Origin of the sequence: Singulisphaera chitinilytica (assembly GCF_049331405.1) — a bacterium.
In the GTDB taxonomy this organism is placed as follows: Bacteria; Planctomycetota; Planctomycetia; order Isosphaerales; family Isosphaeraceae; genus PoT.
The window spans coordinates 3,077,943-3,091,461 of record NZ_CP186274.1 but is presented as its reverse complement, the minus strand read 5'-3'; the positions used below and the strand labels follow the sequence as shown (position 1 = coordinate 3,091,461).

Annotated in this window: 12 protein-coding genes; 5 read left to right on the top strand and 7 right to left on the bottom strand. The window is 61.4% G+C overall.

From position 1 onward, the window contains the following. Positions 1-73 precede the first annotated feature (73 nt). On the bottom strand, positions 74-1,078 hold the full coding sequence (locus ACOYYX_RS12575; RefSeq protein WP_422930251.1) for a TIGR02996 domain-containing protein: 1,005 nt from the start codon (positions 1,076-1,078) through the stop codon (positions 74-76). Between the two features lie 408 nt (positions 1,079-1,486). On the opposite strand from ACOYYX_RS12575, the gene ACOYYX_RS12570 reads away from it, so the two are divergent. Beyond that, positions 1,487-2,347 carry a helix-turn-helix domain-containing protein gene (locus ACOYYX_RS12570; RefSeq protein ID WP_422930250.1) on the top strand — a complete coding sequence of 287 codons (861 nt, stop codon included), beginning with the start codon at positions 1,487-1,489 and terminating at the stop codon, positions 2,345-2,347. Here the strand turns inward: ACOYYX_RS12570 and ACOYYX_RS12565 are convergent. Continuing rightward, on the bottom strand, positions 2,325-3,365 hold the full coding sequence (locus ACOYYX_RS12565; protein ID WP_422930249.1) for an NAD(P)/FAD-dependent oxidoreductase: 1,041 nt from the start codon (positions 3,363-3,365) through the stop codon (positions 2,325-2,327). The genes ACOYYX_RS12570 and ACOYYX_RS12565 overlap by 23 nt on opposite strands. A 343-nt stretch (positions 3,366-3,708) precedes the next feature. After that, the gene (locus ACOYYX_RS12560; protein WP_422930248.1) at positions 3,709-4,395 is read right to left on the bottom strand and encodes a macro domain-containing protein; all 687 of its coding nucleotides are present in this window, start codon (positions 4,393-4,395) and stop codon (positions 3,709-3,711) included. A 687-nt stretch (positions 4,396-5,082) separates the two neighbouring features. On the opposite strand from ACOYYX_RS12560, the gene ACOYYX_RS12555 reads away from it, so the two are divergent. The 3 genes from ACOYYX_RS12555 to ACOYYX_RS12545 all read left to right on the top strand — a co-directional run bounded on the left by ACOYYX_RS12555 (position 5,083) and on the right by ACOYYX_RS12545 (position 7,427). After that, positions 5,083-5,283: a hypothetical protein gene (locus ACOYYX_RS12555; protein ID WP_422930247.1), complete on the top strand. Its 201-nt coding sequence runs from the start codon at positions 5,083-5,085 to the stop codon at positions 5,281-5,283. Between the two features lie 190 nt (positions 5,284-5,473). Next, complete coding sequence (locus tag ACOYYX_RS12550) at positions 5,474-6,508, top strand: DUF1559 domain-containing protein (RefSeq protein WP_422930246.1); 1,035 nt, start codon at positions 5,474-5,476, stop codon at positions 6,506-6,508. A 112-nt stretch (positions 6,509-6,620) separates the two neighbouring features. Beyond that, on the top strand, positions 6,621-7,427 hold the full coding sequence (locus ACOYYX_RS12545) for a hypothetical protein (protein ID WP_422930245.1): 807 nt from the start codon (positions 6,621-6,623) through the stop codon (positions 7,425-7,427). Between the two features lie 19 nt (positions 7,428-7,446). Here ACOYYX_RS12545 and ACOYYX_RS12540 read toward each other — a convergent pair whose 3' ends face one another. Together ACOYYX_RS12540 and ACOYYX_RS12535 are read right to left on the bottom strand one after the other, a co-directional pair. Further along, positions 7,447-8,352, bottom strand: a complete 906-nt coding sequence (locus tag ACOYYX_RS12540) for an MBL fold metallo-hydrolase (protein WP_422930244.1) — start codon at positions 8,350-8,352, stop codon at positions 7,447-7,449. Between the two features lie 167 nt (positions 8,353-8,519). After that, positions 8,520-9,329: a sugar phosphate isomerase/epimerase family protein gene (locus ACOYYX_RS12535; protein ID WP_422930243.1), complete on the bottom strand. Its 810-nt coding sequence runs from the start codon at positions 9,327-9,329 to the stop codon at positions 8,520-8,522. A gap of 233 nt (positions 9,330-9,562) precedes the next feature. Here ACOYYX_RS12535 and ACOYYX_RS12530 point away from each other — a divergent pair, with 233 nt between their 5' ends. After that, the gene (locus ACOYYX_RS12530; RefSeq protein ID WP_422930242.1) at positions 9,563-10,060 is read left to right on the top strand and encodes a pyridoxamine 5'-phosphate oxidase family protein; all 498 of its coding nucleotides are present in this window, start codon (positions 9,563-9,565) and stop codon (positions 10,058-10,060) included. Between the two features lie 61 nt (positions 10,061-10,121). On the opposite strand, the gene ACOYYX_RS12525 is transcribed toward ACOYYX_RS12530, so the two are convergent. Further along, entirely contained in the window at positions 10,122-11,672 is a 1,551-nt protein-coding gene (locus ACOYYX_RS12525; protein ID WP_422930241.1) for a sulfatase family protein, read from the bottom strand. Between the two features lie 86 nt (positions 11,673-11,758). Beyond that, on the bottom strand, positions 11,759-13,519 hold the full coding sequence (locus tag ACOYYX_RS12520) for an arylsulfatase (RefSeq protein ID WP_422930240.1): 1,761 nt from the start codon (positions 13,517-13,519) through the stop codon (positions 11,759-11,761).

The window sequence follows — 13,519 nt, the reverse complement described above, 5'->3', positions numbered from 1 at the left end:
CCCTGATAAGCCAACCAAGCAGGCTTCACTACATTTTGACTGTAACACCGATGGAGGTGACCTCTCCGAGTCCCTAATAGCGAGGTGGCTGCGCCACTCCGGCCCCACCTTTGTGTGGTTCTTGAACATATCCCTCCGGTGGAGTTGGAAGCAGCTTGATGCAGTTACTAGAGCAGGCGTTCACGAGCAATGGCAGGACATCCGTCGCAACACGCGAAGAGATCCACACGCGATGGTGGCGTTGATCTTCGAATGGACGGGAGCAGACACTGCATGTCCGAATTGCGCTGCTGGTCAGAAACTTGAGCGGAAGCCGGCTCGGTTCGCTCCGACCGGGGACGATAGGGACACCGGACTTGAGCCACGGAAATGGCGGTCGGTACTTGAAATTGCCGTAAAGGGCCCGCGTACTCACCCTACTCTCTCGCAAATTAGGACATTGAGAGAGTTCATAAGGGAACCAGTGGAGGCGATACGAAGAATACGGATCGAAATCAACCAGGCTCGTCATCTCTCGAATTTCGGGCGGGATGCGAACGAGCCAACTCCCATAGATGACGAGCGTCTTGACCGCCTTCAACTTCGCGATGGAGGCCGGAAGTGTCACGATCTTCGACCTCTCCTGGAGACTCATCCCCAAGAACGGGTCGAACTCTTCCCGGCCATCGGCGGCCGCCTCCTCGATGAGGTCCAGCAAACGCTTCCAGGCATCACACTCGGTATCTTGCGCATCGGTGTGAAAGCAAGGTAGGGGAGAACGCTTCTTCTGCGGATGGCCCCCCATGTCGAAGCACTGGCAATTGCAGTAAATGAGTTCATCTTCGTGTCGTGGTAAGTTTTCCGGCTCGATAATGGCTAGCCAGTCAGGACTGCAAGCTCTCCTCAACTGACTGAGTTCGTGCTCTCCCGCCACCCTGTCGATATGATCCGGGGAGCAAGCGCCCAGGGCCAATTGGAGGCGGATAAAATGGCCACGGATGTCATCTCGAGCGTCCAGCCATTCGGCATAGGAGAGCCGAAGTAAATCCTTGTCCTGAGAGAACTTGATGGAATTCAGGAACTCGGATTCTTTTTGCATAAAAACCTCTTTTTGTTAAAAACAATAAAACCTCATAATATTATTTAATTACATTAATGATCACAATATCAAAACTGGCGTGTTCTCAGCCTGAAGTAGGCCAACGGACCCTCTTGGCTAGCAAGAACGCTATTCAACAACCATAACAGCCCTGGTCGCCAAAGACGCCGCCTATCAGACCGATTGTCGTCCAAGGCCGTACGTTTCAAACCAAGACATAGCCAAGGCGGCTCGGGTTCGATGTTCAAGAAGGCTTGTATTTTAGGTGGGAAGGCAGGATTAACTCAGCGAAGCCTCTACGACCGAATCAGCCCACCACCCGGCGCGATGGCTTGTCCCCCCGCGTAAACTGGAGAGAGCATCGTGCCCTCGGACTAAATTCCAACCGGCGGGAAGTGGTGAAGAAACATGCCCGAGCCATTCAAGCTCATGGCTTTGAAGAGCGGTGACGTGGAACTCATCGGGGGATTCGGGCTCCGGCGCACGTCATCGCTGCAGGTCTACGAGCCGACTCTGCACGCTCATGACTTCCATCAGGTGACCGTCGTGCTATCTTGCTCGCGGGCCATCGAGTGGAAAGTCGGGGACGATGGAGCCTTCTCAGGCCTACCGAAGGAAGGTGACGTCGTGATCTGCCCGGCGCGTGTCCACACGCTCGTGCGCCTGAATCGCTCGTTCGAGTCCATCTCCTTGCGGATCTCCACGGATATGCTCGACCGGGCGGCGAGGCGTGCGGGACGCACTCCAGGCTCGCTTCGACCGTTGATGATGCGTCGCGATGATTTCGTCTGCGCCCTCGCCCGCAGGCTCGACGATGCCGACGCGGAGACACGAGGGCTACTGGCCGAGCCACTAGGCAAGGCGCTGACCCTACACCTGCTACGGGAGTATGCCGAAGATAGCCATCCTAGACGGGGAGAGGCCCGGCTCTCGCCCGAGGACCTGCGACGCGTCGTCGGCCACGTCGATGACCATCTCGGCGATGACCTGAGCCTCGGCCGACTTGCCGCCATCGCCGGGCTCAGCCCCCATCATTTCCTGCGGCGGTTCCGGGCAGCCATGGGCAAGACGCCCCACCGGTTCGTCATCGAGCGCAGAGTGGAACGTGCCAGGGAACTGCTGGTGAACGGCTCGGGGATCGCGGAGGCCTCCCTGCGCGTCGGCTTTTCGAGCCAGAGCCACCTCCACCGACACATCAGGCGACTCCTCGGGGTGACTCCCGGAGAATTGGCCCGGCGGCAAAGTCTTACGAACCAGCATCTTCGATGAGCATGGCCCGGTTCGCAGCCCCGGCCGCCATCGATCCTTCGGCCACCGCCGACGCGACGCTCGGGGGGCCTGCGGAAGCGTCCCCGATCACGTAGACGCCCTCGACTCGCGTGACGCTCATGGGATCGGTCTTGACCATTCCCGCCGTGAATCCCGACTCGATCAGTTCGCAGCCGAGCTTTTCCGCGAGGTTCGAAGCCTGCCGAAACCGGGACCTGAGATAAAGGACCGAACACTGAAGCCGCCGCCCTCTTTCGAAGCGAATGGCCTTCAGCTTGCCATCGTCTCCCTCGAGCCGTTCGATCCGCTCCTGTAAGACCTCGATCGAGCGATTCGAGAGCCAGTCTCGCGTAGCGGCGGGCAGATCAACAGGCCCATTCGTGAGCAGGCTCAACCGCTTCGTCCAGCCGAGCAATAAGGTCGCCGATTCGATCACATCCTCGGGGGCGGCGATAAAGGACCAAGATTGCCCTTTGAACTCCCAGCCGTGGCAGTAGGGGCAAAGGATGATGCTGTCGCCCCAGAACTCCTTCAGGCCGGGGATTTCCGGCAGGCCATCGGCCAATCCCGTCGCCAGGATCAACTTCCTGCACGCGACGACTTCCGTATCATCGAGCGTGACCTCGAACCCTCCTTCGACTTTCTTCGCATCCGTGACCGTCCCGTCATGCAAGGCCACGTCGTAGGGATTCAACTGTTCACGTCCGATCCGACGCAACTCAGCCGGCGGCGTGCCATCCTGTGTGAGGAACCCGTGGACCGCCGCCGCCGGGGCGTTCCTGCCGTGCCCCGAGTCGCAGATCAGGACCCGGCGACACGCCCGACCAAGGACGAGCCCCGCGCTCAGCCCCGCGGGGCCTCCGCCGACGATAACGACATCGAACCGCCGGGTCTTCGCCGCCTCGGCCGACACCGATTCGGCCAGTTCAGGGCCGAGTAGAGCCGATACCGATCCCGCGGCGATGGCCAATGCTTCGCGCCTGGACAGTGGGAAACCTTCATTTCCATGATTTTTCATATCAAATCCGATCCTCTCGGAAGATCCACGGCCCGCGGGAATCGCGTTCCCGCAGAGAATGGGTGAGTCTCCGCCTGCGAGAGGTATCTTATGCCCCAGGGTTGACTCGCATCTTCCAGCTTACTGCGGTCCCTTTGCACGAAATTGCGGTCGATACGGGCGATGAGAGCCCTCAAGGCTCCTGAAACCAAGGTCGACGCAAAGCGGCGATCGACGCGGCATCCTCAGGGTCACTGCCGAGAGTTCCCATATTTATGGATTACATAAATCCAATAATTGACAATTCAACAAATGGAATCGCTCGAAGAGTCATCGTGAAGCTATCTCCGGCTCCCTGACTCACTCACTGTGGCTTCCTGTTGGAATCCCCAATATCGGGATTCGAGGAGCCACCATCTCTCCGGGCCTTCCGAGGTTCGAGGGCGAACGGTGCCTGGATGGGATGGCCAATCTGCTTCCAGCCGCCGAGCTCGATCATGTCGTACGCGGCCTTCATCTGCATCGACGCCTCATCGGCCGGCATACCGCCGACGCCGGTGCAAAGGCCAGGGACGGCGACGCTCCGAATCTTCCGGTCGAGCCCGCTCGCGTTATGGTCGCGGATGGCCACGAGGGCGGCTCGCATCGAAAGGTAGGCGTTGATCGTTCCGAAGACGCGACTCGGGACCCGCATGGTCGGGGCCACGACCAGGAACGGGAAACGTCGCGAGCTCATCGAGAGGATCGTCGCCAGGCCGACCGGCAATTCGCCGTGGAAACGTTCGGCGATCCGTCCCATCGTCGCACGCTGCGCCTCTTCTCGATAAAACAAATCGATCTGCTGATCGAAGCCGCCGCTCATGTCGCCGAAGCTATTGGCCGGGCTCACCAGCGCATCGCAGTCGAGTTCGAGCAGGTCGCCGACGAGGACCTCGACGGCCGCGGTTTCGTGGAAACGAGCGGCAAGGGCCTGCGAAACCTCCGGATTCAAGCTGGAGAAGCTGATCCTCAAGAGTTCCGGGGTTACGCCACGCCCGAATGGTTTGAGCACCTTCATCCTCATTCGCCTCGCACGATCCATAAGTCGACGGATCAACGTGGATTCTCCAGCCTCTGAAAATGACGGCAGCCTCGCGGCATTCATCGTGAGTCAGGCGATCGATCCGCTCGCGTCGTCTCGAGGTCACAAACCACCCAACCGAAGAAGACTGATATTTCGAAACTCCTCAGGCCGCGTGAAGCAAGAAACTTTCGGCTATATCCTTGTTCATCATTCAAGCATTTGACTGAAGACGTTTGACAAGGCAGCCATGAGCAAGCCTCCTCCTTTCGATTCCCCAATGAGATCCAAAAGCAGGACGGACACCGATGCGATCGAGATTGTCCCATGACAATTCTTCTCCCTCATCATTCCATCAACAAGACGCGTCCAACCCGGGATACTAGACAGTTAATTTTAAGAATTTCATGATTAAAAGACGCGCAGGATTTCTGCCCAGACCTCTTTAAAACAGGCCATTTTGTGTCATTGGATGAAATCTCCAACCCATGACATCCATCATCCCGACTTGGCACAGGACGACTTCCGATGTGTGAATCTTGTGCGCGGAAAAATTGCCAATATCGATCCGAAAAACGCTAACACAACTATTGCCCTGTGTTGAAGATTGTGCCAACATCTGCCTATCTATCCTTAATAACGATCCAACACAGCTCAACGCCCACACCGAGGTGCTTCATGCCGAGTCGTGGTTTGCGCGGATTGCTGCTCTTGGCCGCGGCGACTGGATTCCTGGCCCCGACGATTGGCTGCGGGAGCAGTGATTCCGGTACTCACGTCAAGGTCGATAAGGAGAAGGAGAACGCCGTCCTGAAGGCGATGGGCGGCTACATGGAGAAGCAGCAAAGCAAGGCGAAGTCAAAACGTCACATCCGTTGATTGCCGATACCACCGGCCCATGGCCGGCCCCCTCTCTCCTCGTCTGATGAATCCGTTTTCTCGACCCTTTGGGAGCCATCGTGCGGTCCAAACCCGCACGGCGATCCGAGGCTGTATCGTCTTGTCTCCCTCGTTTCTCCGTTTCGGTGACTGACTCATCTTCCGTCCTCAATCCGAGAGGAATTCCCAGATGAACCGAATCGAGCGCCGAGGTTTTACACTAATCGAGCTCCTGGTCGTGATCGCCATCATCGCGGTCCTGATTGCCCTGCTGCTCCCCGCCGTGCAGGCCGCCCGCGAGGCCGCCCGTCGCGCCCAGTGTACCAATAATCTCAAGCAAATCGGCCTGGCCCTCCACAACTACCACAGTGCCATCGGCTCGTTCCCGATGACGAGCACGACCGCCTATTCGGATCCCGGCGTGCAGGCCAGTTGGGGGACATGGGGCGCCCATGCGTTGATGCTCCCCTACCTCGAGCAGAAGCCGATCTACGACTCGATCAACTTCAACTGGACGAGCTGGCAAGGCTCGGGAGCGGCGCGGAACAGCACGGTCTTCACGACCAAGCTCGCTGCCTACATGTGCCCTTCCGACGGCTTGGCGGGCCAGGAAAACCTCAACAATTATTTCGGCTCGGTCGGGACAACGGTTGGTTTCATGAACAACGCCGACTCAACCGGCATCTACGCCTTCGGCCGGACCTATACGATCGCCAACATCACCGACGGCACCTCGAACACGGTGGCCTATTCCGAGGCGCTCGTCTCCACCACTTTCGGCGGGCCGAAGTCGACGAAGTGGCGTGACGGGCCTTCCGTCGGCGGCAGTGTCGGGGCCTCTTACTACGCACTGGACGCCACGGCCAATTTCGCCGCACTTCAGTCCGACTGGCAGAACTGCAACAACCTGTTCGTCACGACGACAAACTACGGGATGCGAGGCTATCGCTGGGGCCTCGGCGGCCTGGGAGAAACGCTCTTCCATACGTTGGTCCCGCCGAACTCCAACGACTACCCCTGGAACTCGTGCCGGCTCGATTGCGGCGGGGGTTGCGGGTCACTCCAGAGCGGCTACTTCAGCGCGAGCAGCAACCACCCCGGCGGCGTGAATACGGCGATGGCCGACGGCAGCGTGAAGTTCATCAAATCGTCCATCAACATGAGGACGTGGTGGGCCCTCGGTACTAAGGCCGGCGGCGAAGTGCTGAGCTCCGACTCGTACTGACGCCCCTCCCCCCTGTTTCTCCACTCGCCAAGATCGTCCTGAAAATGAGGACGCCGGTCGCCTCCGCGGCGATCAGCGTCCCTCTTCCATTTCCAAGATGAGAGCCCCACTCGTGTCCATCAATGATTCCGACCCAACATCTGCGGCCTCTGCTCTAGACCCGGGCCCCCTCTCTTCACCCCTCGTCACAGAACCGACCACCAGTGACCTCCGCCCCGCACCGGCTCAAGGCAAGGCCTGGCTCCTCATGCTGGCGGCCGGCCTGATCGCGGGCACTGTCTCGTGGCTGGTAGGCGAAGCGCTCAATGACCGGATCCAGCCGCAGCTTCTGTCGACCGGCGGTGTCCCGACGGCCGAGGAGGCCGCCGCGGGCGCGAGCGGGACTCGCAAGGCCGTGGCCATGCAGGTCTCGCTGGCATTCGGCTCGCTGGGTGCGGCCCTGGGTCTGGGGCTCGGGCTCGTCGGGGGCGTCCTCCGGGGTTCCTCCCGATCCACGCGGAACGGCGCCATCCTCGGCACGATCCTAGGCGGAGCCCTCGGCGCCATCACACCTCAGTTGCTCTTACCTATCTATTTTCGCTTCTACAACCCGGATAGCGACGACATGGTGCTCGCCCTGCTGATCCAGGGGGGAATCGGAGCTGCCGTCGGCGCGGCGGGGGGCGTGGCGTTCGGAGTCGGCAAGCGCGGGCGTACGACCCAGACCGTCGTGGGAGGCGTCATCGGCGCCCTCGCCGGGACCCTCGCCTATGAATTGGCCGGGGCCCTCGCTTTCCCGCTCGATGAGACCTCGAAGCCAATCGCGGCCACGACCGTCGCCAGGCTCCTCGGCCGACTCCTGGTGGCGACTTTCGCCGCCGCAGGAGTCGTGATGGTCGAGAACGCCGTCAGCAAGAAAACGACGAGCCCCGAGGTCTGAATGGGCTCGGGGCAAAGCCTCAGCCCTGGATGGCCTTGAGGTATCGATCGGCCGAGCGCCGGGCGACCTCCTTGCCATTCGTCGGGACGATCCCTTTGCCTCGGACGAAGAACGCCCCGTAGATCCGATCGTACTCGAGCGGCTCGAGATAGCTCATGACCTGTCGGATCGTCGTGGCGTTCAGGGGGATGTAGTTGGGATAGCTCCACATGAAGCTGACCTGCTTCGGGTCCATGCAGATCTGGGGCTGGTCGCCCGCCATCAGGGCACCCCGGCCTCCGGCACCGGCGGGCCAGAGGAGGACCTGGTAGCCTTCGAAGTGCCCGCCCGTGCGAATGAGAGGGAGGCTGCCGAGCAGCGTCTGCTTCTCCCCCTTCCAGAAGTGAACGCTGGGGTCGGGCCGCATCACCCAGGGGCGTTCGGCCTCGTGGATGTGGATCGGGGCATTGCCGAAGGCCCGGCTCCACTCCACCATCGCCGTGTAGTAATGCGGGTGGGAAATCGCAATCTCCGCGATCCCGCCCAGTTCCTTAATCTGCGCGATCGTGGCGTCGTCGATGAGCCCGACGCAATCCCAGAGGAGGTTGCCGCGGGGGGTCTGGATCAGGAACGCCCTCTGGCCGATGCCGAACTTCGGCTCGGTGTTGATCGAGTAGAGGTGCTCTTCCTCTTTCTTGATCGTGTTCTTGTGCGTCGTCCGGAGCTTTTCCAACGTCGTCCATTGCTGGCCTTCGGGGCCGACGTACTGCCGCTCATCCTCGCAGATCGGGCAATGCTCGGGGGCTTTGGGCGTCTCCTTGAACTGGGTGCCGCAGGTGACGCAGAGGTAAGGGGTCCCGTCCGGCGGAGACTGGGCCGCTCCCCCCGTCGCGCCGAGCGTCGCCAGGGTGCCCATCGCCGCCGCGGCCATCGAAGTTTCTCGCATAAAGTCCCTTCGGGTCGTGCCCTCTCCCATCGCGGTTCGAGCCTCCGCTTTTGCCGGCCTCGGCCGGGTTCGATGATGTCGCCTCGCACTCGCCGCATCATAGGCTCCGAGCAACGAGCAATCAATTCATCACTCTCCCGCGAGACCGGGATGAGGCTCAAAGCGCTTCAAAGGCTCATGGCTTTCAGGGCGGCCACGCTCGCCTGGGTGAGCTCCCAGTTCTGCTCGACGAAGTAGTTCTTGACCCCGCCCGTCTTCGCGGCCTCGAACGTCTTCACCCAGTCGATGCTCCCCTGCCCGACCGCGACTTGCGGCTTCTTCCCCTCGCCGGGCGCATCCATGTCCACATCCTGGACGTGGATCGAGTAAAACCGGCCAGGGTGCCTCAGGAAGTAGTCGGCAGCGACGAGTCCGACCGCGATCGCCGACATCTGGAACTGGAACTTGACCAGGTCGGGTTCGAGGAGGTCGAACAGGAGGTCATACGCACGCTTCCCCCCGACCATCGCGTGTTCGAAATCCTCATTATGCAGCCCCTGCTGGAGCCCGGCCTTCGCCGAGGCGGCCGCGATGGCGTTGTATTCTTCCGCCGCCTTCTTCACATCATCCAGGCTCGGAGTGGCTCCTCTGGCACCGAGGGTCGCGGTGATCATCTGCGTGATGCCGATTTCCTTCGCCCAATCGATGCTCTTCCCATGGCAGTTGCGCAGTTCGTCCAGGCTGAAGTGGGAACTCTCGGCGCGCATCCCATGATCCTCGAGGATTTTCTTCACCTCCTTCGCGTCGGACAGCGAGGCAAACTCCTCGCCGAAGCCGATGGGCGAGCACAACTCGAGCCGGCTCACGCCGATGTCAGCCAGCTTCTTCGCGAACGACGGGAAGTCGTCGAGCATCGCGCGCAACGGCCAGACCTGGCAGCCGATGGGCATCGCGAGCTTGCCGTTTCCGCTCGAGTTCGCAGAGCCTTCCGTCTTCATATGAAAACCTCTGAGATTCTATCGCGAGTTGTGCGTCGACGCCGGGGGAGGGAAGCGACCGGACATTCTCTCGGATCCCGGGGAGCCTTTCAATCCGGCCCATCCCATCGACGCCTCGCTGCATCCTCGCACGTCAGCGTGTACTCCCCCGTGTCGGCAAGGGATTTGCTGCTTGAGTATTTCCAAACTGTCGCAATGACGCAGATGAACAGCAATCATCCGGGAGAAGACGAATGGCAACCGCGACGACCGAGAACAAGTTGCAGGAACTGCTCGAAGACTTCAGCGACGCGATGCTGGGCACGCGCTCCCTCGAAGGCCAACTCCGCGCGAGGCCGATGGCCCTCGCCGAGGTCGAGGACGATGGCACCCTCTGGTTCATCACCGATCGTCACTCGGGCAAGGTCGACGAACTCGCCAGCGACAATCACGTGGTCGTTACGATGCAGTCGAGGAGCAAGTTCGTCTCCCTCAGCGGGAAGGCCTCGCCCGTCGAGGACCGCGACAGGGTCGAGCGGCTCTGGAAAGTCGAGTGGAAGGTCTGGTTCCCGGGCGGCAAGGACGACCCGAACATCCTCCTTCTACGCGTGGACGGCGAGCGGGGCGAATACTGGGACAACAGCGGCACCAAGGGGATCAAGTACCTCATCGAGGCGGGCAAGGCCCTCGCGACCGGTACGCGCCCTCACGTCGAAGGTGATCCCAAGATCCACGGCAAGGTGGACCTCTGACCCGCCACCACGACTCTCAAGACATCGATCGGGCCGAGGGTTTACCTCGGCCTTTTTTGATTCAACGCTTATGCGCCGAAGGAATCTCGGCCGAGAACCCCGAGTTCGGCTGGGCGATCCCCGGCGTGCTGCGGCCATTGGCCCCGTACTTTTCCAGTAGCCAGGTGAGGCGTTCGACGACGTCGGACCGTTCGGCCTGGAGGTTATGCCTCTCCGCGGGGTCCTTCGCAAGGTCGTAAAGCTGGACTCTCGGCAACCCCTTCGCCTCCTCGGTCCCGGGAAGCGGACTCGTCCATCCGCCCGAGTCGGGGCAGAGGCAGAGTTTCCACGATCCCTGTCGGATCGCGAACGAGCCGTTGATCGAGTGATGCACGATGGCCTCACGCCCGGGCGCATCGACATTGCCGAGGAGCGTCGGCAGGAAGCTCACGCTGTCCTCACCTGCGGAATCCGGCAGGTGCGTTCCAAGAATCTCGGCGCAGGTGGCGAAGAGGTCAGTCAGGCAGATGAGGCGATCGCTGGTCGTCCCCGGATGAACTCGCCCCGGCCATCTGACGATGAAGGGGATGCGATGGCCTCCTTCGAAGATGTCGGCTTTGGTACCTCGGAACCCCGCGCTGGGATCGTGTCCCCCCTCAATTAAGGTCTCGTAGTCCGCCTGGGGTGCATATCCGTTGTCGCTCGTCACGACCACGAGGGTCTCGCCAGCCAGCCCGGAGGCTTCGAGCGAGGCCAACACCTGCCCGATGGCGTCGTCCACCTGCATCACGAAGTCGGCATAGGCGCACAACCCGGACTTGCCCGACCATTCGCGCGAAGGGGTGAGCGGGGTATGGGGCGCGGTGAGCGGCATGTACAGGAAGAACGGCTTCGAGCCCCCCGACCTCCTGGCATTTGCGACCGTGTCGATATAAGACATCGCGGATTGGACGAGGGTCGGCACGACCTCCTCGGCCTTGAAGCCTGTCGCCGCGAGCCCTTTCCGCCCGAAATTCTTCTCGACGGTCGGGAGCCCCACCGTGCGATCCTGATCGATGAACACATAGGGGGGCATGTCGAGCGACGCACTGATGCCGAAATACCGATCGAAGCCGAACGACGTCGGCCCGTTTGCGATCGGCTTGGAGTAGTCGACTTCCCGGCCGGTCGCGATCTTGTCCGAGTTTTCCCCCTCGGCGAGCGGCCAGTCCATGCCGAGATGCCACTTCCCGACGCAGGCCGTCCTGTACCCGCTTTGTCGCAAGAACGCGGGCACGGTCAATCGATCGGGTTCGATCAGCGGCCTATCGTATCCGAACAGAACGCCCATCTTCAGCGAAGTCCGCCAACTGTAACGCCCGGTCAGGATGCCATAGCGAGTCGGCGTGCAGACCGCCGAGCCCGAGTGGGCATCCGTGAAACGCATCCCCTGCGACGCGAAGCGATCGAGGTTGGGCGTGGCTATCTTGCCTGAGGGGTTGTAGCAGCGCACGTCGCCGAGGCCGAGGTCGTCGGCGAGAATGTAAACGATGTTGGGGGGCCTCGACGGCGCGGCCGCCCCGGCCACGACCGCCTGGAACATCACGAGGGCGAGTGCAAGGGCCCCTATCAATATCAACAGACTTACGCGCATCGGCAACTCCACTCATACGGAGATTCGATTCACCCCGCCCTGATTTGAAATCTGCATTTCCTCAAGCGAACGAGCCAGTCTCAGAGTCACTCGACCAGGGTGAGCACGATCGTCCTCAGTTCGATCGCGCTCCGGCCGGGGATCTCGATGGCGCGAAGAGTCAAGGGTCCGCGACCTTTCGTCAGATCGAAGGCTCCCAGGCGCATCGGCTTGAAATCCTTGACATACGACTCTCCGTTTCGCTTGACGCGATCGTGCTCGGCGCCTCGGGCCGGAGGATTATGAGCCTCGACGACCTTGGCCCGGATCTGTGACCCGTTAAAGCCGAGTTGCAGGGTCGAGCCGACATCCTCGGGGGCCGCCGTGTAATAAGCCACGGCCTCGTAACGGCCGCTCGTCGCGACCTCGATGTCCCAGGTGATGGAGTCTTCCGCACTCGTCCAGTTCGTGAAGTACGAGCAGTTCGGGGCGTTGGCGCTCCGCCTGATCTTGCCGTGCGGGACGCCGTCGCGGGCGGGAAGCCAGGTGATGGGGAATTCGCGGTAGCCCACGGGGAACGGACGATCGTCCTTCTTCAGATCCGGCAGGAGTTCTCGCGACCAATCCGCGGCGGCCGAGGCGAGCCGGGCGGCAACATCAGGATGTTCGCTGGAGACGTCGCGAGCCTGGCCCGGGTCGCGGGTCATGTCGTAGAGGTGACCGGAGGAGTCGCGGCGAAACCTCTGCGACCTCACGCTCACGTTGCCGGTCCAGTGGCTGAAGATCAGGCGATCCGGCGACTCGGTCGAGGTCCGACCCAACAATTGCGACGCGAGGCTCACCCCATCCAGCGGCTTCGTCGAGACGATGGGAACGCCGGCGAGTTCGGCGAGAGTCGGCAGCAAATCAATGGCACCGGAGATGGAGTCGATCTTCGTGCCGGGCTTGACGCGGCCGGGCCAGCGAAGCAGGAGCGGAGAGCGAACGCCCCCCTCGTCGGTCGTCCCCTTGCGCCCCTTCATACCTCCGTTCCAGCGCCAGCCGTTCGGGCCGTTGTCGCAGAAGTAGAGGACGATCGTGTCGTTGGCCAGCTTCAATTCGTCCAGCCGTTTCAACAGGCGGCCGACGTTCCAGTCGATGTTCTCGCACATCGCCAGGGCGGCGCGGGTGAAGTCGAGGTCCTCCTTCTGAGGCCCCACGTGACGCATCTCGAGTTTCGCATCCTTGAACTTCTCGAAGAAACGGCCGGGGACTTGCATCGGCGAGTGCGGCGTATTCAGCGGCAGATAGCAGAAGAACGGACACTCTTGGTTCGATTCGATGAACTGAATCGCATGGTTCGTGAAATCATCGGCGATGAATCCATCGCCCACAACGAGTTGCCCATTGTGCTCGAGCGGCGTGTTGAAGTAGTCGCCCCAGTGCCCCGAACAGAACCCGTAGAACTCGTCGAAGCCGCGGGCGTTGGGGTGATAGGGATACTGGGTCCCGTTGTGCCACTTGCCGAAGGCGCCAACCTTGTACCCGGCAGCCTTGAACGAATCGCCGATGGTCTTCTCGTCGAGGTCGAGCCGCTCACCACCCGTGGACGTACTCCAGACACCCCCGCGCGGGTGATATCGCCCCGTCAGGAACTCAGCCCTCGTCGGAGAGCAAACCGGGCAGACGAAGAACCGATCGAAGAGGGCCCCGTCCCGCGCGAGCGAATCGATGTTGGGCGTGCTCAGGTTCGTATTCCCGTTGACGCTGAGGTCCCCCCAGCCCTGATCGTCGGACAGGATCACCACGACATTAGGCTTGCTCGCCGCCCAGGCCGAAGTCGACGTGCAAAGGGCGATCGTCGTGAAGATGGCGGCTTGCAGATTCAT